The sequence below is a fragment of the Winogradskyella psychrotolerans RS-3 genome (genome assembly GCF_000427335.1).
Lineage (GTDB): Bacteria > Bacteroidota > Bacteroidia > Flavobacteriales > Flavobacteriaceae > Winogradskyella > Winogradskyella psychrotolerans.
This window is the reverse complement of the sequence record NZ_ATMR01000095.1, coordinates 88511-113598: the sequence shown is the minus strand read 5'-3', so window position 1 is coordinate 113598 and position 25088 is coordinate 88511. Positions and strand designations below refer to the sequence as shown.

28 protein-coding genes are annotated in these 25088 nt (G+C 33.3%); 10 read left to right on the top strand and 18 right to left on the bottom strand.

The window, feature by feature from the left end; genetic code table 11:
• The first annotated feature begins 84 nt into the window (after window positions 1–84).
• Genes pafA through ADIWIN_RS21865 form a run of 3 tightly spaced genes read left to right on the top strand, consistent with a single transcriptional unit; the run spans window position 85 to window position 2569 of the window.
• A complete protein-coding gene (gene pafA / locus ADIWIN_RS09095) occupies window positions 85–1752 on the top strand; it encodes an alkaline phosphatase PafA (RefSeq protein WP_020897730.1) in 1668 nt (555 codons plus the stop codon).
• 9 nt (window positions 1753–1761) lie between these two features.
• Complete coding sequence (locus ADIWIN_RS21870) at window positions 1762–2190, top strand: DNA/RNA non-specific endonuclease (RefSeq protein ID WP_316929647.1); 429 nt, start codon at window positions 1762–1764, stop codon at window positions 2188–2190.
• The gene (locus tag ADIWIN_RS21865; protein WP_020897728.1) at window positions 2168–2569 is read left to right on the top strand and encodes a DNA/RNA non-specific endonuclease; all 402 of its coding nucleotides are present in this window, start codon (window positions 2168–2170) and stop codon (window positions 2567–2569) included. The genes ADIWIN_RS21870 and ADIWIN_RS21865 overlap by 23 nt, the downstream gene beginning before the upstream one ends.
• 66 nt (window positions 2570–2635) lie before the next feature.
• Here the strand turns inward: ADIWIN_RS21865 and ADIWIN_RS09085 are convergent, their stop codons facing one another.
• The 4 genes from ADIWIN_RS09085 to gcvP form a co-directional block, all read right to left on the bottom strand.
• The gene (locus ADIWIN_RS09085) at window positions 2636–3487 is read right to left on the bottom strand and encodes a glycosyltransferase family 2 protein (RefSeq protein WP_020897727.1); all 852 of its coding nucleotides are present in this window, start codon (window positions 3485–3487) and stop codon (window positions 2636–2638) included.
• A gap of 23 nt (window positions 3488–3510) precedes the next feature.
• Window positions 3511–4032 carry a class I SAM-dependent methyltransferase gene (locus ADIWIN_RS09080; RefSeq protein ID WP_020897726.1) on the bottom strand — a complete coding sequence of 174 codons (522 nt, stop codon included), beginning with the start codon at window positions 4030–4032 and terminating at the stop codon, window positions 3511–3513.
• Between the two features lie 27 nt (window positions 4033–4059).
• On the bottom strand, window positions 4060–5118 hold the full coding sequence (locus tag ADIWIN_RS09075; RefSeq protein WP_020897725.1) for a 3-oxoacyl-ACP synthase III family protein: 1059 nt from the start codon (window positions 5116–5118) through the stop codon (window positions 4060–4062).
• A gap of 175 nt (window positions 5119–5293) precedes the next feature.
• Window positions 5294–8143 carry an aminomethyl-transferring glycine dehydrogenase gene (gene gcvP / locus ADIWIN_RS09070; protein ID WP_020897724.1) on the bottom strand — a complete coding sequence of 950 codons (2850 nt, stop codon included), beginning with the start codon at window positions 8141–8143 and terminating at the stop codon, window positions 5294–5296.
• Window positions 8144–8264: 121 nt separating this feature from the next.
• Here gcvP and ADIWIN_RS09065 point away from each other — a divergent pair, with 121 nt between their 5' ends.
• Window positions 8265–9101 (top strand): UbiA prenyltransferase family protein, encoded by an 837-nt coding sequence (locus tag ADIWIN_RS09065; RefSeq protein WP_040756811.1) that lies wholly within the window; start codon window positions 8265–8267, stop codon window positions 9099–9101.
• On the opposite strand, the gene ADIWIN_RS09060 is transcribed toward ADIWIN_RS09065, so the two are convergent.
• From ADIWIN_RS09060 to ADIWIN_RS09010, 11 genes are all read right to left on the bottom strand, one after another.
• The gene (locus tag ADIWIN_RS09060) at window positions 9078–9341 is read right to left on the bottom strand and encodes a hypothetical protein (RefSeq protein ID WP_020897722.1); all 264 of its coding nucleotides are present in this window, start codon (window positions 9339–9341) and stop codon (window positions 9078–9080) included. The genes ADIWIN_RS09065 and ADIWIN_RS09060 overlap by 24 nt on opposite strands.
• Before the next feature lie 25 nt (window positions 9342–9366).
• The gene (locus ADIWIN_RS09055; RefSeq protein WP_020897721.1) at window positions 9367–9924 is read right to left on the bottom strand and encodes a sigma-70 family RNA polymerase sigma factor; all 558 of its coding nucleotides are present in this window, start codon (window positions 9922–9924) and stop codon (window positions 9367–9369) included.
• Window positions 9925–10020: 96 nt separating this feature from the next.
• Window positions 10021–10899, bottom strand: coding sequence for an SAM-dependent methyltransferase (locus ADIWIN_RS09050; protein WP_020897720.1), 879 nt, complete (start codon window positions 10897–10899; stop codon window positions 10021–10023).
• A gap of 249 nt (window positions 10900–11148) precedes the next feature.
• Window positions 11149–11343, bottom strand: coding sequence for a hypothetical protein (locus ADIWIN_RS09045; protein WP_020897719.1), 195 nt, complete (start codon window positions 11341–11343; stop codon window positions 11149–11151).
• Entirely contained in the window at window positions 11340–11672 is a 333-nt protein-coding gene (locus ADIWIN_RS09040; protein WP_040756809.1) for a hypothetical protein, read from the bottom strand. Before ADIWIN_RS09040 ends, ADIWIN_RS09045 begins: the two co-directional genes overlap by 4 nt.
• A gap of 151 nt (window positions 11673–11823) precedes the next feature.
• Window positions 11824–12327, bottom strand: coding sequence for a GbsR/MarR family transcriptional regulator (locus ADIWIN_RS09035; RefSeq protein ID WP_020897717.1), 504 nt, complete (start codon window positions 12325–12327; stop codon window positions 11824–11826).
• Window positions 12328–12374: 47 nt separating this feature from the next.
• Window positions 12375–13172 (bottom strand): hypothetical protein, encoded by a 798-nt coding sequence (locus ADIWIN_RS09030; RefSeq protein ID WP_020897716.1) that lies wholly within the window; start codon window positions 13170–13172, stop codon window positions 12375–12377.
• Between the two features lie 12 nt (window positions 13173–13184).
• Window positions 13185–15215 (bottom strand): M3 family metallopeptidase, encoded by a 2031-nt coding sequence (locus tag ADIWIN_RS09025; RefSeq protein ID WP_020897715.1) that lies wholly within the window; start codon window positions 15213–15215, stop codon window positions 13185–13187.
• 12 nt (window positions 15216–15227) lie between these two features.
• Complete coding sequence (locus ADIWIN_RS09020) at window positions 15228–16082, bottom strand: hypothetical protein (RefSeq protein ID WP_020897714.1); 855 nt, start codon at window positions 16080–16082, stop codon at window positions 15228–15230.
• Window positions 16083–16101: 19 nt separating this feature from the next.
• The gene (purE, locus tag ADIWIN_RS09015) at window positions 16102–16584 is read right to left on the bottom strand and encodes a 5-(carboxyamino)imidazole ribonucleotide mutase (protein ID WP_040756803.1); all 483 of its coding nucleotides are present in this window, start codon (window positions 16582–16584) and stop codon (window positions 16102–16104) included.
• A 2-nt stretch (window positions 16585–16586) separates the two neighbouring features.
• Window positions 16587–17741: a 5-(carboxyamino)imidazole ribonucleotide synthase gene (locus tag ADIWIN_RS09010; protein WP_020897712.1), complete on the bottom strand. Its 1155-nt coding sequence runs from the start codon at window positions 17739–17741 to the stop codon at window positions 16587–16589.
• Between the two features lie 155 nt (window positions 17742–17896).
• Between ADIWIN_RS09010 and ADIWIN_RS20005 the strand changes: the two genes are divergently transcribed.
• The 4 genes from ADIWIN_RS20005 (at window position 17897) to ADIWIN_RS08990 (ending at window position 21372) form a co-directional block, all read left to right on the top strand.
• Window positions 17897–19006, top strand: coding sequence for an adenylate kinase (locus ADIWIN_RS20005; protein ID WP_020897711.1), 1110 nt, complete (start codon window positions 17897–17899; stop codon window positions 19004–19006).
• A 63-nt stretch (window positions 19007–19069) separates the two neighbouring features.
• Window positions 19070–20065, top strand: coding sequence for a GTPase ObgE (gene obgE / locus ADIWIN_RS09000; RefSeq protein WP_020897710.1), 996 nt, complete (start codon window positions 19070–19072; stop codon window positions 20063–20065).
• 15 nt (window positions 20066–20080) lie between these two features.
• Entirely contained in the window at window positions 20081–20809 is a 729-nt protein-coding gene (locus ADIWIN_RS08995) for an ion transporter (RefSeq protein WP_020897709.1), read from the top strand.
• A gap of 41 nt (window positions 20810–20850) precedes the next feature.
• Complete coding sequence (locus ADIWIN_RS08990; protein ID WP_020897708.1) at window positions 20851–21372, top strand: DUF4136 domain-containing protein; 522 nt, start codon at window positions 20851–20853, stop codon at window positions 21370–21372.
• A 2-nt stretch (window positions 21373–21374) separates the two neighbouring features.
• Here the strand turns inward: ADIWIN_RS08990 and ADIWIN_RS08985 are convergent, their stop codons facing one another.
• The 3 genes from ADIWIN_RS08985 to ADIWIN_RS08980 are packed head-to-tail and all read right to left on the bottom strand — an operon-like array spanning window position 21375 to window position 23249.
• Window positions 21375–22760 (bottom strand): M64 family metallopeptidase, encoded by a 1386-nt coding sequence (locus ADIWIN_RS08985; protein WP_020897707.1) that lies wholly within the window; start codon window positions 22758–22760, stop codon window positions 21375–21377.
• A gap of 2 nt (window positions 22761–22762) precedes the next feature.
• Window positions 22763–22888, bottom strand: a complete 126-nt coding sequence (locus ADIWIN_RS21630; RefSeq protein WP_020897706.1) for a hypothetical protein — start codon at window positions 22886–22888, stop codon at window positions 22763–22765.
• Between the two features lie 34 nt (window positions 22889–22922).
• Entirely contained in the window at window positions 22923–23249 is a 327-nt protein-coding gene (locus ADIWIN_RS08980; RefSeq protein WP_020897705.1) for a hypothetical protein, read from the bottom strand.
• 181 nt (window positions 23250–23430) lie between these two features.
• On the opposite strand from ADIWIN_RS08980, the gene ADIWIN_RS08975 reads away from it, so the two are divergent.
• A complete protein-coding gene (locus ADIWIN_RS08975) occupies window positions 23431–24156 on the top strand; it encodes an SDR family oxidoreductase (protein WP_020897704.1) in 726 nt (241 codons plus the stop codon).
• A gap of 474 nt (window positions 24157–24630) precedes the next feature.
• Window positions 24631–25062 (top strand): hypothetical protein, encoded by a 432-nt coding sequence (locus tag ADIWIN_RS08970; protein WP_020897703.1) that lies wholly within the window; start codon window positions 24631–24633, stop codon window positions 25060–25062.
• The last annotated feature ends 26 nt before the right edge of the window (window positions 25063–25088 follow it).

Here is a 25088-nt window from a genome sequence, read left to right as displayed (position 1 = left end):
AAAAAGGATTAGTTATTAATGTTAATTTAAACTAAGATAATTTAAAAATTGTATTTTTGAAACTCACAATAATGTCATATTCAAATGAAAAATATCTTCTCTTTAATTGGTGTTTTATTTATGTTTTCCTCTTGTGGTGCGCAAAATACAATTACTGATACAAAAATAGAAACTTCAGTTTTAGAATCTAACGATAGGCCAAAGTTAGTCGTTGGTATCGTCGTAGATCAAATGCGTTATGATTACTTAACACGCTTTGAATCTAAATTTGGAGATGGTGGTTTTAATCGTATGATAAATGAAGGCTTTAACTGTAAAAATAATCATTTTAATTATGTACCAACCTATACTGGTCCTGGTCATGCTTCTGTTTATACAGGGACCACACCAAAAATTCATGGTATAATTGGTAACAATTGGTACGATAAAGAAACTAAGGAAATGGTGTATTGTGCTGGTGACGAGAATGTGAAATCGATCGGAACAGAAGATGATGCAGGTAAGATGTCACCCCGTAGAATGCAAACTACAACTTTTGCAGATGAGAATAGGTTGTTTACACAGGGCCAAGGGAAAACTATCGGAATTTCTTTAAAAGATAGAGGAGCAATTTTGCCCGCAGGTCATACGGCAAATGCAGCGTATTGGTTTCATGGTAGAGATGAAGGACGTTGGATTTCAAGTTCTCATTACATGACTGAGTTACCAGAATGGGTATCAAATTTTAATGCTTCGACACATGCGGAATCTTATTTGAAAGAATGGAATACATTATATGATATTTCAACATACACAGAAAGTGGGGTTGATGAAAACACTTTTGAAGGTGGTTTTAAAGGCAAAGAAAAAGCAACATTTCCTTATGATTTAAAAGCATTAAGTAAAGACAATAGAGGTTACGATATTTTAAAAGCCACACCTTATGGGAATAGCTTAACAGCGGATTTTGCAATGGCTGCAATTGAAGCGGAAGGTTTAGGGCAAGATAAGATTACAGATGTTTTAGCGGTAAGCTTTTCAGCGACGGATTATGTGGGACATAACTTCGGAGTGAACTCAAAGGAAGTTCAAGACACTTATATTCGTTTGGATAAAGATTTGGAGCGTTTATTTGAGTATTTAGATACAACTGTCGGTAAAGGAGAATATACTGTTTTTTTAACTGCCGATCATGGAGCAATAGATGTTCCTTCTTATTTAAGTTCATTAAAAGTTCCTGCGGGTTATGTAAATAATAAGGATAGAAAGGCAATATTTAATGCCTTTTTAGAAGCGACTTATGGAACTGATTCTATTGTAGAGAATATTAGCAACGATCAAATATTTTTAGACAGAGATAAGGTTAAAGCGTTAGGATTAAAACTTAGCGATGTACAAGAGACTATTGCCATGGAGCAATTAAGTTACCTTAATGTGTCTAAAGTTTATACTGCAACGACAATGGGTTCAACAGGTTTTTCTGACGGCATAGAAGCGTTGTTACAAAATGGCTTTAACCAAAAACGTTCAGGTGATGTGATATTGGTGAATGATACCTCTTTTATTTCCTATGGTAAAACAGGTTCTACACATGGTAGTGGTTTAAATTACGATACACATGTGCCATTGTTATTCTTTGGAAAAGGCATTAAGCATGGACAAACGTTTAGCAAAACAGTAATTCCAGATATTGCACCTACAATGTCAGCACTTTTAGGTATTAGTTTTCCTAATGGTGCTACAGGTCAACCTTTAGGATTTGTGATAGATTAATACCATATTTTGAAGAGAAAACCCATTTTTACAATCATTGCAGTAATTATAGTGATTGGCATATACAGCTATGACTATTTTTTAGAGACTAACGCGAAAACCGAGATTGTAAGTGAAGGTGCGACTTTAAAAGAAAACACTAACGCGTATTATTTGCCAACAAGTACCACCAATCAAATCATACATCATAAAAACTATTCGTTGTCGTATAGCGAACCTCACGAACAAGCGGAGTGGGTGGCTTATGAGTTGAAAGCATCACATATAAGTTCTACAAACCATAAACGACCTTATTTTGAAATTGATAATGCCGTAAAAACAGGTGCAGCACATTGGAATAATTATAAACAATCGGGTTACGACAAAGGGCATTTATGTCCTGCTGGTGATAGACGATTCACCCAAGAGGCACATGATGAAACTTTTTTTAACGAGTAATATTAGTCCACAAGAACATCAATTTAATGCTGGTGTTTGGAATCGATTGGAGCAGAAAGTACGCTATTGGGCAAAAAAGAATGATGGTGTTTTTGTAGTGACAGGTGGTGTTCTTAAAAATGGACTAAAAGTGATTGGTGATGAAAATGTCGCTGTGCCTATGCAGTTTTATAAAGTGATATTAGACAATACCAATGGAAAAATAAAAATGCTTGCTTTTATTATGAATCACGAGAACTCGGATTTACCATTGTATAAGTTTGTGGTTTCAGTTGATGAGGTTGAGGCTTTAACAGGAATTGACTTTTTTCCACAGTTAGACGATGCTATTGAAGATAAATTAGAAGCATCAAGCAGTTATAAAAGCTGGAGTTTTTAACCAATTCCTGCGAGGGCAGGAATCTCTATTTCAAAGCGCAATAATTTACTGTTAGAATTGGGATTTTTATTTTAGAAATTTACCCTTTATTCCATCCCAACGTAAGTCTCTAATAAACTGTCCTTCTTCTTTAGAAACTAAAAATTCTAAGTGATTAGATTTAGCTCTAAAATAGCCAGACATATAATCTTTAAATAATTTAAAGCTTCCTTTTTTATACGCCAATTTTAAAGCAGAAATTAAGGTAATCCAAAAGCCATAACGCATTTTGTACATGGCTTCTCCTTGTAAGTATTTAGATGCTTTATTGTAGGATTGTCCGGTTGGTTTTAAATGTTTGACATGAAGTGTGTCATCGGTAAGAATTTCCCAACCATTATATTTCGCTAATAACTCATCAACGGTATCCCATCCCATCGATGGTTTGAGTTGTCCTATTTGCGTGAAGCAATCTTTTTTATACGCTTTTAATGCACCTCTTATGTGATCTTTATTCGTTAGGTTTTCAAGAATCCACGCATTCTGTTTTTCAACGTAACAGAACCCCGAAGCCATTCCTAAATTTTTATTCGAATTGAAATGATTGGCTAATTGTTCTAAATAATGTTCAGGAAAAATTAAATCAGCATCAAACTTACAAATAATGTCATAATCATCGTCTAATGAGTCTAAGCCCTTATTAAAAGCATTAATAATTTTAGAACCAGGTAAATGTTTGTCTGATGATTTTGAATTTAGTAAAGATATCCAAGGGTGTTTTGAAGCATAGTCTTCAACAATTTTTTGAGTAGTGTCAGTGGAATTATCATTCACTACAACCACTGTTTTGGGTAGTAACGTTTGCTGTATTAAAGAGTCTAAAGTTTTACCGATGTAACCTTCTTCATTGTGAGCCGGAATGATAATATAAAATTTCAAAATTGAAAGCTATTTTTTCAAAGTTAAACTCTTTCTGCATATACAATGTAGTAACGAGGCGTAAACCGTCTTAAAATAGGTCTAATGCCTAATTTATTCACAGGATTGGTCCATTGTTGTCTGTCTTTAATGGTCCAACCTGTTTTTTCTAATAGCCAATCGAGTTGCCAATCTTCAAACTCATGATAATGTCTATCTCGCATATCAGTTTTACTTCTGTAAGCAGGAGCAAACCATAATTTTAAAGGCACACTAATAACTAATTTATTGGTTTTAATAGATTTTAAAACCTCATAAGGAGATAATAGATGTTCAAAAATTTCAAAAGCCGTTACAACTTCAGTCGAAGAATTTTCAATTGCTGATTGATTTTCATCCAAATCTTCTCCAGTTGTATTTTCAACTGCGTAACCCTCGGAAATCATAATTTCTGAAAACGGATTTTTAATCCCTAAATCTAAAATAGATTCTGATGTATTGATGTGTTTTTGTAAAAACTGAAGTGTGAGTTTAAAGCGTTTATTTGGATATGTTTTTTCGTACATAAAAGGGGTTTAAAGCAGTCTTTTAAATCAATATTTATATACAATAGCATTTATATTCATACCAGCACCAACGCTAGCAAACATAATTATGTCCCCTTTTTTAATCTCTTGATTTTTTACTTGGCCTTTTAAAATCATATCTAATAAAGTAGGAACTGTTGCCACACTAGAGTTACCCAACCTATTAATAGTCATCGGCATTATGCCTTCTGGCATTTCCATGTTGTGTAGTTTATAAAATCGCTTTATAATAGCTTCATCCATTTTTTCATTCGCCTGATGTATCAATATTTTTTTGACATCTGTAATCGAAACTCCACTTTTATCAAGACACGCTTTTAAGGCTTTAGGAACGTTAGATAGTGCAAATTCATAAATTTTGCGACCATACATTTTAATGTATTTACGTTTATCTGTAATTTCAGTATTATTGGTTTCACCAAAGTAGATAAAATGCGCTTCGTCTAAGGCGTAAGTCGCCGAGTCATGCGCTAAAATACCGCCTTCTTCATCGGTCTCTTCAATGATTACAGCACCAGATCCATCACTGTAAATCATAGAGTCTCTATCGTGTTTATCTATAACTCTAGATAGCGTTTCTGAGCCAATTACTAAACAACGTTTAGCAATACCAGAAGCGATAAACGCTTTGGCTTGTATAACCCCTTCAATCCAACCAGGACAACCAAAAAGTAAATCGTACCCAACACATTTTGGATTCTTAATTTGTAATAAATGCTTCACTCTAGACGCCATACTAGGTACGGTATCACTTTGTTCTGCATTATATTTAACATCACCGTAATTATGTGCTACAATGATATAATCGATACTTTCTTTATCTATTTTTGCATCATCTATAGCCTTTTGAGCAGCAAAAAAAGCAATATCAGAATTTAATAAGTCTTCTTCAATATAACGTCGTTCTTGTATACCTGTAATCGCTCTAAATTTTTCTACAATGATTTCATTTGGACTATTAATAGAAGAACCATCAGCATTTAAAAACTGATGATTATAAAAATCTTCATTTTTTTCGATAGTATTAGGGATATAACTCCCTGTACCTGTTATTTTAATTGCCATCGCTAATTGTTTTCATAGTTACGAAACTAATTAATAATATATACATTTTTATAATTTACAGTTCTAAAGCAGTAATTTTTAAAGAATTCATAATTATAGCCGTCTATAATGGATAAATAACCAAAAAAAAGTATTCATATTGAATACTTTTTTTTAAAATATTTATCTATTAAAATTAAGCATCCATATAAGCTTCAATTGGAGCACAACTACATATTAGATTTCGATCTCCATAGGCATCATCTACACGCCTCACACTTGGCCAAAATTTATTATCTCTCACAAAATCTAATGGAAATGCTGCAGCCTCTCTACTGTATGGTAATGTCCATTCGTCAGCAGTAAGCATACCTAAGGTGTGAGGTGCATTTTTTAGCATGTTATTGGATTCGTCTTTAGAAGAGGCATCAATTTCTTTTCGAATTGAAATCATGGCATCACAAAAACGATCCATTTCAGCTTTACTTTCACTTTCAGTAGGTTCAATCATCATGGTTCCTGCTACAGGGAATGATACTGTTGGTGCATGGAATCCGTAATCCATCAGACGTTTTGCAATGTCTGTAACTTCAATACCATTGGCTTTAAAATCTCGACAATCAATAATCATCTCGTGGGCAGCTCTACCGTTTTCTCCAGAATATAGAGTTGGATAATATTCACTTAAACGTTCTTTAATATAATTGGCATTTAGAATGGCAACTTCGGTGGCTTTTTTCAATCCTCTATAGCCTAGCATTTTGATATAACCATAAGAGATAAGACATACTAAGGAAGACCCAAAAGGTGCGCCTGAAATAGCTGTAATCGCTTGGTGACCACCAGTTTTTATGATTGGGTTTCCTGGTAAGAATGGTACTAATTGTTTTGCAACGCAAATTGGTCCAACTCCAGGTCCACCACCTCCATGAGGAATAGCAAAGGTTTTGTGTAAATTTAAGTGACAAACATCAGCTCCAATATTTCCTGGGTTTGTTAAACCGACTTGAGCGTTCATGTTGGCACCATCCATATAAACTTGACCTCCGTTATCGTGAATAATCTGTGTGATTTCTTTAATGGCAGATTCGTAAACCCCATGTGTAGAAGGGTACGTTACCATGATGGCCGAAAGATTATCTTTATGCAATTCTGCTTTTTCTCTTAAATCGTCAACATCTATATTTCCATTTTCTGATGCTTTAGTAACTACGACTTTCATACCAGCCATAACAGCACTTGCAGGATTTGTTCCGTGTGCAGATGATGGAATTAAACAGATGTTTCTATGGTGATCTCCACGAGATTCATGGTACGCTTTAATAACCATTAATCCAGCAAATTCTCCTTGTGCACCAGAGTTTGGTTGAAGTGAGGTCGCTGCAAAACCAGTGATTTCTGATAACTGATTCTCTAATGCTTTTAACATTAGTTTGTAACCCGTTGCTTGGTCAGAAGGTACAAATGGATGCATATTTCCCCAACTTGGCCAACTTAATGGTAACATTTCTGAAGCCGCATTTAATTTCATGGTACAAGACCCTAATGAAATCATAGAATGGTTTAATGCTAAATCTTTACGCTCTAAACGTTTAATGTAACGCATTAATTCCGTTTCAGAATGATAGGTATTAAAGACATCAAAACTTAAAAATTCAGATTGACGTTTCAGGTGTGAAGGAATCGTTTCGTTCGTTGAAATAGATTCAATTTTATCTGTTGCTTTTCCTGTTACCTTTTCAAAAATTGAAATAATATCATTTAAGTCAGAAATAGTAGTGGTTTCGTTTAAAGCTATAGTAACCGTATTCGTATCTGGATAATGAAAATTAACTTCATTTTTCTCAGCTTCGTATTTTACTTTAACAGCATCTGCTTTTATCTGAATGGTATCAAAGTAATGAGAGTTTACTTGTTCTAATCCTAATTGTTCTAAAGCATTAGCTAGAGTTGAGGCTGAATCTTTAACTTTATCGGCAATAAAAGTTAAACCTTTAGGGCCATGATAAACAGCATACATACCTGCCATCACCGCTAAAAGAACTTGGGCAGTACAGATATTTGATGTTGCTTTATCGCGTTTAATATGTTGCTCTCTAGTTTGTAGTGCCATTCGCAAAGCTCTATTACCAGTAACGTCTTTTGTTACTCCGATAATACGACCAGGAACATCACGTTTATAAGCGTCTTTTGTTGCAAAATAAGCGGCATGTGGACCTCCGTAACCCATTGGTATTCCGAAACGTTGTGTTGTACCAATCACAACGTCTGCACCAAATTTCCCTGGAGCTTCAAGTTTAACTAAACTTAAAATATCAGCTGCAACAGCAACTTTAATATTTTTAGCGTTTGCTTGTTCTATAAATGATTTAATATCTGTAATCTGACCATTTTTGGCTGGATATTGAACTAAGGCTCCAAAATATTCGTCTGAAAGATTATATTCCGTTTCGTTACCAATGACTAATTCAATGCCTATGGGATTCGCTCTAGTTTCAAGTAAATCGATAGTTTGTGGTAAAACTAAATCTGAAACAAAGAATTTATTGACATTGGCTTTCTTTTGACCACGATCTCTAATCGCAAATAATAATGCCATAGCTTCCGCTGCAGCCGTACTTTCATCCAAAAGAGAGGCATTGGCAATTTCCATTCCTGTTAAATCAATAATCATAGTTTGGAAATTCAATAAGGCTTCTAATCGACCTTGTGCAATTTCTGCTTGATAAGGTGTGTAAGCTGTATACCAACCTGGGTTTTCTAATACATTACGTTGTATTACTGCAGGTAAATTAGTTGGGTAATACCCTAAACCAATGTACGTTTTATAAATTTTATTACGTTGTGAGAGCTCATTGATATGGCTGAGGTACTCTTGCTCACTCAGGGCAGCATCGAGATTTAAATCGTGATCTAATCGAATGTTATCGGGAATAGTTTCAGCAATTAATTGAGTTATGCTTTTAACACCAATTGTGTCTAGCATGGCTTGTTGGTCGTCTGAATTTGGGCCAATATGTCTGAGTGCAAAAGAAGTAGTATCCATTAAAAAAAAATGATTTATTTAGTTCTGCAAAAGTAAGGATTTAGCCTAATTTTTTAGTTAAGGAATGCTAAAGTTTTTAACCGATGTTAGAGGTTATTAACACAATCCCTACTTTTGCTGTATGGAAGTTTTAAAACGCATCTTCAACTTTTATTTAAATAGTAGTATTCATGTCGCATTAGCCACATGTTCCTTGGCATGGGTAACATTAATAGAGATGAATATTGATTGTGATAAATCTCTTTTAAGTTTTGTTTTTTTTGCGACAATAACGGGTTATAATTTTGTGAAATATTTTGGAATCGTTAAGTTTCATCATCGCAGTTTGGCAAGTTGGTTAAAAGCATTACAAGTGTTTTCTTTTATAGCTTTTTTAGCCATGTGTTATTATGTGCTAATGCTAGAGGCTGATGCCTTAATGCTTATCGTTATTCTTGGAGTTATTACATTCTTTTATGCCATTCCTATAATGGTACCAAAAAAATATTTGTTTGATGACCATAAGAACTTACGGCAAGTCAGTGGTTTGAAAGTTTATCTTATTGCATTGATATGGACGTTTACAACGGTGTTATTACCACTATTGAATAATGATGTTTTTATAAATTCTGATAGTGTAATTATAGGTGTTCAGCGGTTTTGTTATGTACTTATATTAATGCTGCCGTTTGAGATTAGAGATCTAAATTATGATAATTTAAAATTAGCAACAATTCCTCAAAAAATAGGAGTCAAAAAAACTAAAATTATAGGTGTTGTGCTTTTAGCTGCTTTTTTGATATTAGAATTTTTTAAAGATGAATTGCTAGAGGAATCAATAATTGCAATCGTAATAATTACAGTTATTACATTATTGTTTTTACTCCTTTCAAACAAAAATCAATCAAAATATTTTAGTGCGTTTTGGGTAGAAGGTTTACCTATTATTTGGCTATTAATCTTGTTGTTGCTTCGCTAATTCTTTATCAAATTGTGATTGAAGCTTATTGAGTTCTTCAGTTTTGAGACACTGAACTTTTGATTTTTCTATGGTTTGGGATAGTTTAGTGTTGTTGCTAGAATACTTCTTTGTAATGTGACAATACACAAGACGTAATCTTAGTTTGAATTGTTCCCAAGTAGAAGCCTCATCATATTGTGCTTTATCACAAATATGTTTTGCTTCATCACAGCTTATAAATAAAAAACTTTTTTTCATCTTTAATGTCCTTGTAAACGGAATATTATTTATACCAATTATCTTGCATGCATTCTGCTAATGCAGTTCGGGCTCTGTGTATAATAACCCATAGGTTAGACGCAGTAATATCCAAATCATTACAAATGGTTTCTGTATCATAACCTAAAATGGTTTTCATCTTAAAAACGTCAGCTTGTTTTTCTGGTAATTTTCCTAAACAATTGTAGATAGCATCTCCTAATTCTGAATTTACTAAATTGTCTTCAGCAGTCTTATCATTAGTGTCTGCTACGCGTTCTTCTAACCAATCACCTTCAGTATCTGTGTCACTGTTATAAGTCATTCTAACTTCAGCTTTACCTTTGTTAGAATTTATTTTTCGGTAATGATCAATAATTTTACGCTTTAAAATCGAAATTAGCCATGTGCGTTCGCTCGCTTCTCCCTTGAAATTTTTCATGGATTTAAGGCCAGCTAAAAATGTTTCAGATATTAAATCTTGGGCAATTTCTCTGCTATTAACACGAGTAATCGTGTAATTAAATAAATAATCTGAATATGATTTTACCCAAGTATTTGGGTCTATTTGATGCTTAGGCATTGTTCAATTTCATTGCTGATTCAAAAATAGGTTAAAAATTTGAAATATTATTTAGTTCTAAAAATTAAACTGAAATAACATAGGATGTATATTTTATCATTTTTTTGCTGCAGTTATTATATAATACCCAAAATTCTTCATGTGTAAACCGGTCATTAAAGCGAAGAATGACCCTTTTAGATTATGAAGACTTTCACGTTTTACAGATTTAAAACTCAGTAGTTTTTTTAGAATAAATCCTGTAATCGCAAATGGTACATGTAATACAGACGGTGCGACTCTATATGAGGCATCCTCAATTTTAATGTTACAGAAACCTAAGTCTTGTAATTTAAGTTTTATAGCGGTATGGGTTTCTAGTTTCTCAAGACTCCAATGATCGCATAAATTGTGGTAAGCATATTTAGCACCTTTGCAAAGTTCTGATTGTTCTTTTTTTAAAAAGGCATCAGCGATGACTAGTTTTCCTCCTGGTTTTAAAATTCGATAAGCTTCTTTTAATGAATTTTCTCCATGTCCGGAATGGCAAAAGCTTTCTATAGCTACAGCCGAATCAAAGGAATTAGATTGAAAAGAGGTGTTGTTATAGTTTTCTTTTATAATAATACCATTTTTTCCTTGTAATAAGTCATTGCCATGTTTCACTTGAAAATCAGAAAGGGTGACTCCATAAGTAATCAGATTTTGATGTTGGTTTAAAGCATAGCGCATAGTGCCGCCCATACCACAACCTAAATCGATGAGTCTATGTTTTTTATCTTTTATTTGAAGTCGTTTTATAACCTGAGCGTTCATTTGGTTAAGCATGCTGTCGCGTTTAAAAGGATTAGTTTTAAATGGGGCGTAATAACCGAAATGCATATTGAAATCTTGACTCCAAAATTCGTAATCTTCTGAGGCTTCGTTATAGAAATCTATCATTTCTATTTTGTTTCTTTCAGAATAGTTGTTAATAGGTAGTGCTTGTGTGTTCATGATAGTACATTTAAAAGATTGAACTAAGATTTGTAATTAATAACCACGTGTAAACCACAGCAAATAGTGTAAACAAAGTATTCATGAAATAACTACCGATCTTAAAAATTAATTTCTGAGGTATTTGATACATGGGATAATAAGCAATTTGCGTAGCGACTTTTCCAACCCAGTATGCTGCAATAAGTCCAGTTAATGCAATAGCTAAGTTTGATCCGTTTTTTAAATCAGTGGGTATTACGATAGCAATTAATCCAAAAGAAAATTTAAACCTTGAATATATCTGCCATACGTTTTTGCGATTTCTTGATTTAAAGGTTTTAGTTGTTTCACATCATTATACCAATCAAAAACTTTATGTCTTATATAAGGATAAATTAATGCCGTGAATATTTGTCCACAGCCACCTAGAATAATTAACCAATTTGGAATTTGTATTTTCATGATAATTTAATTTTATAAGTGATATAGAGATGGAATAGGGCAAGACCCATTGAAAGGAATAACCATAGAAATATGAATTGGAATCCTCCAATTCCGAAATGACCTATAATCCGAAAGAGTACAATAAAGGATAATGTAGTAATTACATAAGCTTTAAATAAGTTCTTAACGAGTTTAGAGAGCGTTTTGAAATGAACGATAAGTGTTACACTCATTAAGATTTGAATAATACCTAAAACAATTTGTGCCGCAATACCTCCCCAAAAAGTCAAGTAAAGGAACGAGGTAATCAAGATTAACAACTTGTTAATATCATAAAAATGTTTCATGTTTTCTTTGTTTTTAAACTTTCAGAAAAAATTGAAAGTTTGGTTTAAAAAAATAGAAATGCTATTTTCTATGTTTTTGTTTATTGCTTTTCAATTGTCATATAGAACATCCATTTAAGAGGTGGTATTTTTATTGAAATTTTAGTTACGGCTATGTCATTAGTTTTAAAACTGACTTCGTTAACCAATTTTGTTTTTGATTGACCATCTTATTCATCAACGTGTCTAAATCTTGCGTTAATTGGTTTAGTGCCTTAGTTTGTTTAATGAGCTCTTTTGTTTTTTCGGTGCCATCATCTTTTATTGTAGAGACCTCTTCAAGAACTTTAATCACAGGTCTGATTTCTCTTCGACTGCGCTCTTTAGCAACTGTGCGTGCTAATTCTTGAACGTCCTTTTCCGTCGTAAAAAACTCTTTACGTTCACCAGAAATCAATACTTTAGTGACAATGCCCCAATCCATTAATTGTCTTAAATTCATACTTGTGTTACCGCGCGAAATTTTAAGATCCTCCATAATGTCTTCCATCGATAAGGGGTGAGTTGAAATAAAAAGCAATGCTTGTATTTGGGCCATCGCTTTATTGATTCCCCAAAGTGATCCTAAACTTCCCCAAGTACTTATAAATTTCTCTTTTGCTTCTTGATATTCCATATTACAAATATATGATAATTTTCAAACTTTCAGTAATCTTTGAAAGTTTATTTTGTTTGAAAATGAATATGATCATCATGTCTAACAGCTTGGCAACCTGTAAATCTAATTTTTGATTGATAACTTAAACCCAAGGATTGTTTAAGATGCGGTTCAATAAATAGTTTTTGAGCTGATGGAATTGAAAGTAGTTGATTAATTATGCGTACTGTATTTTCTTTATCGAGTTCTAATTCATTTAAGGTTCCAAACGTTATATACTTAGTGAAGTCATATTGCCAATAGCCTTTATCTAAACAAGATTTAGAGGTGTAATTTTTATCGGTATTAGCATAAACACCATAACCAGAGATTGAAGGTTTTTTAGATGTGGAAATGCCATTGTGGTCTAAATACATCAACGATAAATCTATCTTTTTTCCGTCATTATGACTTAAATGCGGCAATAAAGGAAAGCCATCAATAAAAGGGAAATTAGCATCTAGATAAGTGATTGTAATGTCTGATGACCCCAAAACATGAGCAGCATCTTTCAACACATCTTTTAATTCTGAATCCACATAATTTCTAAAAGCTAAAGGATAAAACCAATTTCGAGGTTTTAAATTGTTGTCAAACCAAGGTAATTTTACTCTTCCAAAATGAGAAGCAATTGGTGGAATTATAACGAGGTTGAATAGCAGGTAAAGTAAAGGGAAAACAATACGTTTTCCCTTTTTGATTTTATAAGAAATAATAACAGCAAGAAGCCAGATGATACCTCCAACTTGAGTGATTGCTGTTAAAACTAAAATGATTGCGATATGTCCAATAAGTTTTAATAACCTCATAAACAGTGAACGCATAAACCTTAATTTTTATTTCAATAAACCTGCACGTCTCAATAAGGCTTCAGGTTTTGGTTCTTGTCCTCTAAACTTTTTATATAAGGTCATAGGATTGTCGGTACCTCCTTGCGATAATACAAAGGTTTTAAACTTGTCTGCTACTGTTTTATTGAAAATACCTTCTTCTTTAAAATATTCAAAGGCATCTGCATCTAAAACTTCTGCCCATTTGTAACTGTAATAGCCAGAAGAATAACCACCTTGAAAAATATGCGAAAACGACGTGCTCATACAATTTTCTGCCACATCAGGATAAAGACTTGTATCTCCAAAGGCTTCAACTTCATGAGACTTCACATTTGTAATGTTTGAAGGATCAATACCATGCCACGACATATCTAACAACCCAAAACTTAATTGACGTAAGGTTTGCATGCCTTCGTGAAACGTTGCTGAGGCTTTTATTTTTTCAACTAGTTCCATTGGGATGACTTCGCCTGTTTCGTAATGTGTAGCAAATAACTCTAAAGCTTCTTTTTCGTAACACCAGTTTTCTAACACCTGACTTGGTAATTCAACAAAATCCCAATACACACTGGTTCCAGATATGCTAGGATACGTGGTGTTGGCTAACATACCGTGTAAGGCGTGACCAAATTCATGAAACAACGTTGTAACTTCATTAAACGTTAATAATGATGGTTTGCTTTTTGTTGGTTTAGTGAAATTACAAACGTTAGAAATGTGTGGTCTTTCGTTTTTACCATCTTTAATCATTTGAGGTTTGTAAGACGTCATCCATGCACCGTTACGCTTTCCTGCTCTTGGGAAAAAGTCAGCATAGAAGATGGATACTAATTCACCGTCTGCATCAGTAACTTTGTAAGTTAAAACGTCGTCGTGATATTTATCGATAGTATTAATTTCTTCAAATTGTAGTCCGAATAATTTTTCAGCAACCGTAAAAGCACCATTGATCACATTTTCTAATTTAAAATACGGTTTTAATTGCTCGTCGTCCAAGTCGAATAATTTTTGTTTCAACTTTTCAGAATAATAGCCAGAATCCCATTTTTGAAGTTGGTCAATACCATCTAATTCTTTTGCAAAACTTTCTAATTCTTCAAATTCATCCTTAGCAGCTGGTTTTGCTTTTTCTAATAATTCGTTTAAAAATGACGTTACTTTTGCTGGTGTTTCTGCCATACGCTCTTCCAATACAAAGTGAGCATGTGTTTTGTAACCTAAAAGTTGAGCACGCTCAAAACGCAATTGCGCTATTTTGAGAACAATGTTTTGATTGTCTAGCTCATCGTTTTGAAATCCTTTTCTTCCAAAAGCTTTTGACAATTCTTCTCTTAATGCTCTGTTGTCTGCATAAGTCATAAACGGAATATAACTTGGGTAATCTAAAGTGATTAACCAACCGTCTTTGTCTTTACTTTCTGCCAATTGTTTCGCGGCTTCTTTGGCGCCTTCTGGTAAACCTGAAAGATCAGATTCGTCAGTAAGATGCATTTCAAATTTATTCGTTTCTGCTAAAATATGTTCTCCGAATTTTAATTTTAATTGACTTAATTCTTTATCAATAGCACGAAGCTTTTCTTTTTTGTCTTCAGGTAAATTAGCGCCATTTCGAGAAAATCCTTTGTATTTTTTATCGAGAAGGGTTTCTTGTTCTGTAGTTAAATCTAAACGAGCTTTAGAATCATAAACCGCTTTTACACGTTTGAACAAGTCTTCATTTAAAGTGATATCATTACTGAATTCAGAAAGCAAAGGAGAAACGTCTTGTGCTATTTTTTGAATCTCGTCATTAGTTTCAGCTGAGTTCAAATTGAAGAAAATACTGGAAAGACGATCTAATTCTTCGCCAGAATAATCTAAGGCTTCAATAGTGTTTTCAAAAGTTGGTGCTTCGGTGTTTGCTGTAATCGCATCAATTTCAGATTTAGCTTTTTTTATACCTTCTTTAAAAGCAGGTAAATAATCTTCTGTTTTTATTTCTGAAAAAGGGGCGGTGTTATATGGTGTATTGAAAGGTTTATTTAAGACTGCCATCTTTAAGTGTTTTTATGTTTGTATACTGTAGGTAATTAAAAAGTCACCTACGTCGTTAATTAAAAAAAGTTCTCCGTTTTTCTTAAGTTTATAATGAAACCCAAACGGTTCGTTTTCAATTCTGTAAATTATATAATCTTTTTCATTTTTAATAGGATTCAGTTTTAGAAGTCTTCCTGCTCTTCTCAAATAAATTTGATGGTCAGACATTTTTACAAATTCGAAATAATCAATTCTTTCGTTATCTCTGTTCTTAAAATGTTGTCTTCTCCATTTTCCAAGAACCTTTTGAGTAGTCAATTTTCTTAAATCGACCAGTTCTTGAAATGATGCAATAAGGCTTAAACTGACGGTTTCGTATGTTCTTGCATTTAATTTAGTAACTAAACTTTGATGAATTGAATCTTGATTAAAAAGAGAGTAGTCATAAAAAGAAAATGAAATTCCTTCTAGTTGATATGCAGGGTAGCCGGCTCCCATTTCGAAAATAGTGCCACCTGCTTTGACACGTTCCCTTATAATCGGCCAAAAGGCAAGGTTAGATTCCGCAGTGTAATTATGGATTAAATTTAAAGTAGGAACATGTGTCCTAGGGCTGAAAATTTTGTTTCCATGGGTTTCATAAAGTAATGCTGTTCGAAGCATATTGGTAATTGATGTGGAGTCAATTTCCCTGCTACTCTTAGAATTTTTCAACATACTTTGGTCTAAATCATATAATTTATCCCAATACATCGAAATCTCATCTTCGTTTTTTAAACTTGAAATTTCTGCTTTATACGTTTCAATTGGTAAAATGGTGTCTTGTTTGCAACTCGTTGTAGCAATCGCTGTTAAAATTAAGAAATAAAAAAGGTCCTTATTCATTCATTTAACCTTTATGAGATTATTGTAAATCTTTAGCCGAATCAATAACCTTTGCTTTCAAGCCTTCCTTATAGATCATTATCTTATCTAAAACACATTGGTCAGAACAGCCTAAAATCTGAGCAGCTAAAATTCCAGCATTTTTAGCGCCGTTTAACGCTACTGTAGCAACAGGTACACCTCCTGGCATTTGTAAAATTGATAATACAGAATCCCAACCATCTATAGAATTGCTGCTTTTTACAGGAACTCCAATAACTGGTAAAGGGGACATTGACGCTACCATTCCTGGTAAATGTGCTGCTCCACCAGCCCCAGCAATAATCACTTTTATACCTCTTTTGTGCGCATTTTTACTAAAGTCGAATAATTTTTCAGGTGTTCTATGTGCAGAAACGATATCAACTTCAATTTCAATATCAAATCCGTTTAATATATCTATAGCGTCTTGCATTACTGGCATGTCGCTTTTACTCCCCATTATGATGGCTACTTTACTCATTGTTATTCACTAATTACTTCGATTGTACGTTTTACTTCTTCTGCAATTTTACGAGCTACAGCAATGTCCTTGTTAACTATGGTGACATGTCCCATTTTTCGAAAAGGTCTAGTTTGTTTTTTTCCGTAAATGTGAGGTGTTACTCCATCCATTGCTAAGATGTTTTCAATGTTTTTATAAACCACATTTCCGGTATGATTTTCTGCGCCAACAAGGTTCACCATCACTCCTGCAACTTTACTTTCAGTATTACCAAGTGGTAAACCTAAAATACATCTAATCTGTTGTTCAAATTGCGAGGTATAACTGGCTTCAATACTATAATGACCAGAATTATGTGGTCTTGGTGCCACTTCGTTTACTATAATGTCATCATTTTCAGTCTGAAACATTTCAACAGCTAATAAGCCAACATGTTTAAATTCCGCTGCGACTTTTAATGCCACAGATTCTGCTTTTTTTGCAATAGTATCTGGTATTCTTGCCGGACAAATCACGTATTCAACTTGGTTGGCTTCAGGATGAAATTCCATTTCAACAACAGGATAGGTCTTAACCTCTCCTTGTGCATTTCTTGCAACAATAACAGCTAATTCATTTTTAAATGGAATCAACTTTTCGGTAATACATTCCACATTTGGTAAATCCGTTAAGTCAGAAATAGTTCTAACTACTTTTACTCCTGTGCCATCATAACCAAATCGTGCGCTTTTCCATACAAAAGGATAACTTAGGCCTCCATTATCTACAGCTTCATCAATTTCAGAGGTATATGCAAATCTTGAGAAATCTGCTGTCGGAATATCGTGATCGCGATAAAATAATTTTTGAGTCGCTTTATTTTGAATGGTTCGCAACGTTTTAGAAGATGGGAAAACTTTTACACCTTGTTTTTCGAGTGTCTCTAAAGCATCTACATTAACGTTTTCTATTTCAAAAGTTAATACATCAACGTTCTTTCCGAAGTTAATTACGGTGTCGTAATCTAATAAATCACCTATGGTAAATTCATCGCAAGCGAGTCGGGATGGTGCATCGGCACTAGGGTCTAACACACAAGTGTAAATATCAAACTTACGAGTGTCGTACAACATCATTTTGCCAAGTTGGCCACCACCAAGAATTCCGAGTTTAAAATTTGAAGAAAAATAGTTCATGTTTATTTTCCACGAAAGTGGAAATCGGTTAAAAGATTCAACTTAATTTATAGCAAAAATACGGTAAATATCATACATCCCTCTAAATTCCTAAATCAAAAATCCCTTAAAAAGTAATCAAATATGTATCTTTGCAACTCTAAAATAAAAAGAAAGTGATTAAGCTTCACGATTTATACTTCAAACCCTTCATATCTGAAAAAGAAATAGATACCGCTGTCCAGAAAATGGTAGATGGTATCGCTGACGATTTGGGTGATGAAGTGCCCGTGTTTATTGGGATTTTGAATGGCTCATTTATGTTAGTGAGCGATTTTGTAAAAAAATATCCGAAACCTTGTGAAGTCACTTTTATTAAGTTGGCATCTTACGAAGGCGTAAAGTCTACAGAAGATATTCAGCGCTTAATTGGGTTAACCCAAGACTTAACAGGTCGAACGGTTGTTATTTTAGAAGACATTATAGACTCAGGAAACACTTTGGAAGAAGTGCACCGTATTTTTGAAAATGAAAATGTAAAACAATTAATTATTGCAACCTTGTTTTACAAACCTGAAGCTTATAACAAAGATTTTAAACTTCATTACGTAGGTATGGAAATTCCTAATAAGTTCATCGTTGGTTATGGACTTGATTATAACGGATTAGGAAGGGATTTACCAGATGTATATCAATTAAAAACCACACAACACATGACAAACATAGTACTATTTGGCCCTCCAGGTGCAGGTAAAGGAACACAAGCTAATTTTCTAAAAGAGAAATACGACTTAATACACATCTCTACAGGTGACGTTTTTAGGTTTAATATTAAAAACGAAACGGCATTAGGAATGTTAGCTAAGTCATTTATGGACAAAGGAGAATTAGTGCCAGATCAGGTTACTATTGATATGTTGAATAAAGAGGTTGAAAAAAATGCTGGAGCTAACGGCTTTATATTTGATGGTTTTCCAAGAACGAATGCACAAGCAAAAGCATTAGATGCGTTAATGGAAGATAAAGATTCTCAAATCGACGCTATGGTTGCTTTAGAGGTAGACGATGAGGTTTTGGTACAACGTTTACTTAAACGTGGAGAAACTAGTGGAAGAACTGATGATGCGGACGAAAGTATCATAAGAAATAGAATAAAACAATACTATACAAAAACGGCTATTTTAAAAGATTACTATACCGATCAAAACAAATATTTTGGTGTTGATGGTGTTGGTAGTGTTGAAGATATTACAGTGCGTTTAAGTTCTGTGATTGATAAATTATAAATTGCCATTCCTACTAAAATAGGAATTAACTAAAAAGATTCCCACTTTGGTGGGGAAATGAATATGACTGAAGGAAATTTTGTTGACTACGTAAAAATGCACGTATCTTCCGGGAACGGAGGAAAAGGTTCTGCGCATTTACATCGCGAAAAATATATAATGAAAGGTGGGCCAGATGGAGGAGATGGTGGTCGTGGAGGTCATGTTATTTTGCGTGGAAATTCTAATCTTTGGACACTTATTCACTTAAAGTTTAAAAGACACTTTAAAGCAGGTCATGGGTCTCATGGTAGTTCTGGCAGAAGTACAGGTGCCGATGGTGAAGATATTTATGTCGATGTGCCATTAGGAACTGTTGTTCGTGATTCAGAATCTGATACTATTTTATTTGAAATTACCGAAGAAGGTGAAGAAATTATTGTAGTAAAAGGTGGAATGGGTGGACGAGGAAACTGGCATTTTAAAAATTCAGTGAATCAAACTCCGCGTTATGCACAACCTGGAATTCCACTTGAAGAACTAGATATTACATTAGAACTTAAAGTATTAGCAGATGTTGGATTAGTTGGATTTCCTAATGCAGGAAAATCAACCTTACTTTCTGTATTAACATCAGCAAAACCTAAAATTGCGGATTATGAGTTTACGACTTTAAAACCGAATCTAGGTATTGTAGAATATCGCGATTTTCAGTCGTTTGTAATGGCAGATATTCCTGGTATTATTGAAGGAGCTGCTGAAGGAAAAGGCTTAGGCTATTATTTTTTAAGACATATTGAACGTAACTCTATTCTATTGTTTTTAATTCCTGCAGATGCAAAGGATATTGTAAAGCAATACGAAATATTAGAAGATGAATTAAGACGTTATAATCCTGAAATGCTAGATAAGGAACGCTTTGTAGTGGTTTCTAAATCTGATATGTTAGATGACGAATTAAAATCTGAAATAGCAGCCATTCTAGACAAAGATTTAGATGCTAATTATATGTTTATCTCTTCTGTTGCTCAACAAGGTTTGATAGAATTGAAAGATACACTTTGGAAGATGTTAAATTAGTAAGTTGACTTTAGTATGAAAACGTACCTAAAAGATTTGGTAGAAATTAATGGTACCAAGAAAAGTAGACGGTTTGCGTACTTTATTCAGTTTTTAATTATTTTTTCTGTAATTACATTTTCCATTGAAACCTTACCAGATTTAAAACCTCAAACACGAGTTGTTTTAAAAGCTATTGAGGCTTTTAGTGTTATCATTTTTACTTTTGAATATTTAGCACGCATTTATGTTGCTGATAGTAAACCTAAATTCGTTTTTAGTTTTTTCGGCATTGTAGATTTTTTGGCCATTTTACCATTTTATCTCTCTTTCGGTATCGATTTACGCTCTTTGCGTTTACTACGTATGTTCCGATTATTTAGGCTGTTTAAGTTAGTGCGCTATAACAAAGCGATGCATCATTTTGCTAATGCTATGAAGTTGGCAAAAGAACAGATTATTTTATTTATGATAATTACATTGATGCTGATTTATTTTGCTGCAGTAGGTATTTATTATTTTGAAAATGAAGCACAGCCTGAACATTTTTCTTCCATATTCTCTAGTCTGTGGTGGTCTATTGTTACTTTAACAACAGTTGGTTATGGTGATGTATATCCGATAACTGTTGGTGGTCGCATCTTTACATTTTTTATACTTATGATTGGTTTAGGAATTGTTGCGATTCCTACAGGTATTATCTCATCTTCTTTAACCAAGGCTGTTGAGCCACATGACGACGAAAAAGAAGACAAGTTAAAATAGGGATGGCATCTTAAATTTTTAATATCTTTAAATAAAAAAAGATGAAAAATTTAAAATTCTTATTTATAGCACTTATCCTAACGTCTTGCGGAACCAAAGTCAACTACGATTACGAAAAGTCAACTGATTTCAATAACTACAAAACCTACAATTATTTTGATGAAATGACAACGGGCCTATCCGAATTAGACGTTAAACGCTTAATTAGAACAATGGATACTAAGCTTGAAACCATGGGGTTAGTCCGATCCAATAATCCCGATTTTTATATTGATATTCAAAGTCAAGAGATACAAAGTAGAAATAATAGTAATGTCGGTGTTGGTCTCGGTGGAGGCGGAGGTAGTGTTGGTGGTGGAGTTTCTGTCGGATTACCTATAGGTGGAAACAAAAACACCAGAGAATTAGTAATTGAGTTTGTGGACGATACTAAAACAGGAATGTTTTGGCAAGCCATAAGTGAAAGTAGTTATAGCCCAAATGCCACTCCCGAAAAGCGAGAAGAACAGTTTAAAATCGTAGTGGATAAGGTGTTTTCAAACTATCCTCCGAAATCCAAATAGTTTTAGTTTTTGATTAACTTTTTACTCGCAATTAAAACTGAATTGGTATAAAAATTAGTGATGTAAACGCCATTGCTTAATGCACTAATATCTATTGCTGTAGTTTCATCATTTTTAACTAATGCTGATTTTATTCTTTTTCCGTCAAGGCTTAAGATTTCAACACGAACAGTTTCGTTGCGCACATTATCTAGTTTTATATTTAAACTGTTTTGTGATGGATTAGGATACATTGTTAAGCTATAATCATTAACGGTTACGTCTTGCACTCCTAAAGTGTTATCTATGGTCCAAGTCACGGTAGAAATATGAATGGTTTCATGGCTATCTACATTAATTAAAGTCGTGGTATCGTTGACCACAACGCTTAGGTTATTCGTTTCAACGGTTAGATCGCTTTCTTCAAGAGTAACAGTATTTATATTAGAGGCAATAGCAGTGCTATTGAGAGACCAATTTGTTTCTAAAGTATTTACAGGAAGAGTTTCAATAGTATTGATTTCAAAATTTAGAGGGAAATTTGATGCGCTAATTGTAGTTTCTGTCGGAGTATATGAATCTATTGGTGAAATTAAATCATGGATCTGCTCAATAATACCTTCTTTGCAAACAGCACAAAAATCATAACCCAAATAGCGCATTTTACAACTCTGATGCGGTCTGTTCCAAGTTGACGCAGTCCCAGATGTAGCATATGGAAATACACCAACATTACCAGTGTCTATCCAGTTTTTCCATTTTACTAATGTAGGATTTGTTTCTTGGGTCATATTAATACCTTCTTCTGCAAGAATATCTCCAGGGTAATATTCATCTTTCAAATCTACAAACGAATGCCCTAATTCATGAATAGCAATTTCACTGGCATCTTCACCTGTTGAAGAAATTGGAAACTGGCCTCCACTACCTCCATAATATGATGAGTTTACTAAAATAAGCGCCTGATCGTATAAAGGAAAATTATTCGCTAAAACCGTAGTGATAACAGAAAAATTTTCGGTGTATAATAATCTGTGACTACCATTAAAGTCGTATGCAGTTCCAAAATAATTGTCCACATTTAGTATTGGTACAGCAGGATCTGGCTCGTCTGAAGCTGTTCCTGGGTGTGTTGTGCCGCTTTCATTAGAAGGTACTTTTATAATATAAACATTGAAGTAGTTTTCATAACTCGCAAAAGGCTCTTGAGAAAACATATCATTCATAAAATTAGTCGCATCGATTTCAAACTGCGGTAATTCGCTAGCTAAATAACCATCACCCAAAATAACAAGGTTAATACGTTTGTCAGTATCACCAGAATTTTTGATAGCTTGAACATCAAAAGTTTGAGAAAAAACAAATTGAACATTAAGGGAAATAAGTACGAAGAGTAATAGTTTTTTCATGTTTATTCTATTTTTGTGGTGTTCAGTTTTGTAATACCTTCTGAAGTGATTTCGTTGATTACAATGTATTCAGCTTTTGACTTTAGTTGTAATCTTAATGAAAATTCCGAACGGTCTAAATCTAGCATTTTTTTTCAAAATTTCCTGAGTCGTTTATAAATTCTATAACTTTTTTAAAGGGTTTTTTATATAATGTCTTTCTAATTGGTTGAGGTCTTTATCTAAAATCAAATATTCTAAGTCTCCGATGTCTCCTTTAGATTCTTCGCTCGTATGTCCTTTCAATTTACCATCCGTTGTAATTTGATTGATTAACGAAACACTTTTTGTGTCGTTTAATTTTACAATTTCAAAATTTAAGAAAAGAAGTTTGGGTTGTGTAATTAAAGGTTCTTCTTCAGTTACGATGTGTTGTTTACTAGCGCAAGAAAGTATAGCTATTAAAAGTGTTAATAGGTAGGTGACTCTTATGGTTTTTGAAATTTTCATTCGCGAAATTAAATGTTTTTTAGAATGTTAAAGTTAGTTATAAAAATGGTCGTGGTAAAATAAATAATATAGGTGAGTAAAATTCTATCTGTTAATATTTATTCGTGGTTTTATAATAATCCTAACATTCCAAAAGCTGAGTTTTTAGTCTTGTTTTGTAAATTTGGTAAAAACAACACATATGGAAAATTTAAAAGGAAAAGTCGCCTTAATTACAGGTGGAACAAAAGGAATAGGTTATGGTATTGCAGAAGCTCTACTTAATAAAGGAGTGAAAGTTGTGATAACGAGTAGAGCTAAAAGTGCAGCAGAAAGCGCGGCTAAAGAATTAGCATCAAAAACAAATGCCTTAGATGCTATAATCGGAGTCGAAGCAGATGTAAGAGATTTAAAGAGTCAGGAAGCAGCCGTAAAAGAAGCAATAGCTAAATTTGGCGCTTTAGATATTGTAATTGCAAATGCAGGATTAGGACATTTTGCAAGTATCGAAGATTTAACAGAGCAACAATGGAAAGATACCATAGATACAAATCTTACAGGTGCCTTTAATTCTATAAAGGCGAGTGTAGCAGAATTGAAAAAATCGAAAGGCTATTATATCACGATTTCGAGTTTAGCTGGTGCTAATTTTTTCGCAGGAGGGTCTGCGTATAATGCAAGTAAATTTGGAGTCACAGGATTTACACAGGCGGTAATGTTAGATTTAAGACAACATGGAATTAAAGTGAGTACGATAATGCCTGGTTCAGTATCCACACATTTTAATGGAAATGAACCAAGTGACGAACAAGCTTGGAAAATTCAGAGTGAAGATATAGGAGAATTGGTGATCGATTTATTAAAGATGAACCCAAGAACCTTACCAAGTAAAATAGAAGTGAGGCCTACAACTCCTCCGAGTAAATAAAACAAGCACTTAGCATAAAAAGAGGTTTCATTTACGAAACCTTTTTTTGTTTATGATTTTTTCGACTTGATAGGGAAGACGGTATTTAGATGTATTGGTGCGTGATTTATTTTTGTTTAAAAGAATTTTCTTCAGGTTTTTATACGTCTATAATAGCAATTGGTTATTCAAATTTCCGTTTAGCATAATCTAAGAACCACTCATCATATTTTTAATTTTAAAAGGCTAATGCTGTTTTATATTTATACTATCAATTAAAAATCGGATAGTAATCATCAATCAAAAAACAACAGTCTTATGATCAATTTAGTAAAAGTAATTATCGAATTTATTATTGAAGTCGTATTTAGTTAATCAATCAATCAATCAATCAATCAATCAAATCAATCAAATTATGGGAAATTCAAAACAAGAAAAAAAGACACATTTCAAAAGCAATTAAAAACATTTGAGAAATTATTAATAGGAGCAAAGATGGCTAAGCTTTCATCGTTCATCCTAATTGGAGTATCAATAGGACTTGCCATTCGCTTTAGAGATAATAACCTTTATGTTATGCTATTACTTATGGGTATTTTAGCCATAGTATTTTTTATAGATAAATTTTTATCCCTAAAAGATATTAAGCAAACATCATATACACAAACCTCTTTAGTTTCAAGTATCTCTAAATTCAAAACCTATATGGTTAATCGCAAGAAATACGAAATGTATTTTATGGGCTTTTGGATGTTAACCTTAATTCCCTCAGCATCATTATATTTTGACTCTAGTGTTTCAGGTATTTTAAGTATGTTGGCTTATATAACTTTCGTAGGTATTTTTGGATATTTATCGTATAGAAAAACAGAAAAAGAAATAGCGTCGTTAGAAAGCACAATGGAATATGAACTACAGTTGCAATAAACACGTATTATCTCATATCTTGCATT

Coding starts and splice junctions, on each gene's coding strand:
- ADIWIN_RS09010 (WP_020897712.1), bottom strand. CDS start 17,741: ATGAACTATTTTTCTTCAAATTTTAAACTCGGAATTCTTGGTGGTGGC.
- ADIWIN_RS08990 (WP_020897708.1), top strand. CDS start 20,851: ATGAAAAATTTAAAATTCTTATTTATAGCACTTATCCTAACGTCTTGC.
- obgE (WP_020897710.1), top strand. CDS start 19,070: ATGACTGAAGGAAATTTTGTTGACTACGTAAAAATGCACGTATCTTCC.
- ADIWIN_RS09025 (WP_020897715.1), bottom strand. CDS start 15,215: ATGGCAGTCTTAAATAAACCTTTCAATACACCATATAACACCGCCCCT.
- ADIWIN_RS08985 (WP_020897707.1), bottom strand. CDS start 22,760: ATGAAAAAACTATTACTCTTCGTACTTATTTCCCTTAATGTTCAATTT.
- ADIWIN_RS09050 (WP_020897720.1), bottom strand. CDS start 10,899: ATGAACACACAAGCACTACCTATTAACAACTATTCTGAAAGAAACAAA.
- purE (WP_040756803.1), bottom strand. CDS start 16,584: ATGAGTAAAGTAGCCATCATAATGGGGAGTAAAAGCGACATGCCAGTA.
- ADIWIN_RS09040 (WP_040756809.1), bottom strand. CDS start 11,672: ATGAAACATTTTTATGATATTAACAAGTTGTTAATCTTGATTACCTCG.
- gcvP (WP_020897724.1), bottom strand. CDS start 8,143: ATGGATACTACTTCTTTTGCACTCAGACATATTGGCCCAAATTCAGAC.
- ADIWIN_RS08995 (WP_020897709.1), top strand. CDS start 20,081: ATGAAAACGTACCTAAAAGATTTGGTAGAAATTAATGGTACCAAGAAA.
- ADIWIN_RS09030 (WP_020897716.1), bottom strand. CDS start 13,172: ATGCGTTCACTGTTTATGAGGTTATTAAAACTTATTGGACATATCGCA.
- ADIWIN_RS09020 (WP_020897714.1), bottom strand. CDS start 16,082: ATGAATAAGGACCTTTTTTATTTCTTAATTTTAACAGCGATTGCTACA.
- ADIWIN_RS09065 (WP_040756811.1), top strand. CDS start 8,265: ATGGAAGTTTTAAAACGCATCTTCAACTTTTATTTAAATAGTAGTATT.
- pafA (WP_020897730.1), top strand. CDS start 85: ATGAAAAATATCTTCTCTTTAATTGGTGTTTTATTTATGTTTTCCTCT.
- ADIWIN_RS21630 (WP_020897706.1), bottom strand. CDS start 22,888: ATGCTAGATTTAGACCGTTCGGAATTTTCATTAAGATTACAACTAAAG.
- ADIWIN_RS09060 (WP_020897722.1), bottom strand. CDS start 9,341: ATGAAAAAAAGTTTTTTATTTATAAGCTGTGATGAAGCAAAACATATT.
- ADIWIN_RS09080 (WP_020897726.1), bottom strand. CDS start 4,032: ATGTACGAAAAAACATATCCAAATAAACGCTTTAAACTCACACTTCAG.
- ADIWIN_RS09075 (WP_020897725.1), bottom strand. CDS start 5,118: ATGGCAATTAAAATAACAGGTACAGGGAGTTATATCCCTAATACTATC.
- ADIWIN_RS09045 (WP_020897719.1), bottom strand. CDS start 11,343: ATGAAAATACAAATTCCAAATTGGTTAATTATTCTAGGTGGCTGTGGA.
- ADIWIN_RS08970 (WP_020897703.1), top strand. CDS start 24,631: ATGGCTAAGCTTTCATCGTTCATCCTAATTGGAGTATCAATAGGACTT.
- ADIWIN_RS08975 (WP_020897704.1), top strand. CDS start 23,431: ATGGAAAATTTAAAAGGAAAAGTCGCCTTAATTACAGGTGGAACAAAA.
- ADIWIN_RS08980 (WP_020897705.1), bottom strand. CDS start 23,249: ATGAAAATTTCAAAAACCATAAGAGTCACCTACCTATTAACACTTTTA.
- ADIWIN_RS09055 (WP_020897721.1), bottom strand. CDS start 9,924: ATGCCTAAGCATCAAATAGACCCAAATACTTGGGTAAAATCATATTCA.
- ADIWIN_RS21865 (WP_020897728.1), top strand. CDS start 2,168: ATGAAACTTTTTTTAACGAGTAATATTAGTCCACAAGAACATCAATTT.
- ADIWIN_RS09035 (WP_020897717.1), bottom strand. CDS start 12,327: ATGGAATATCAAGAAGCAAAAGAGAAATTTATAAGTACTTGGGGAAGT.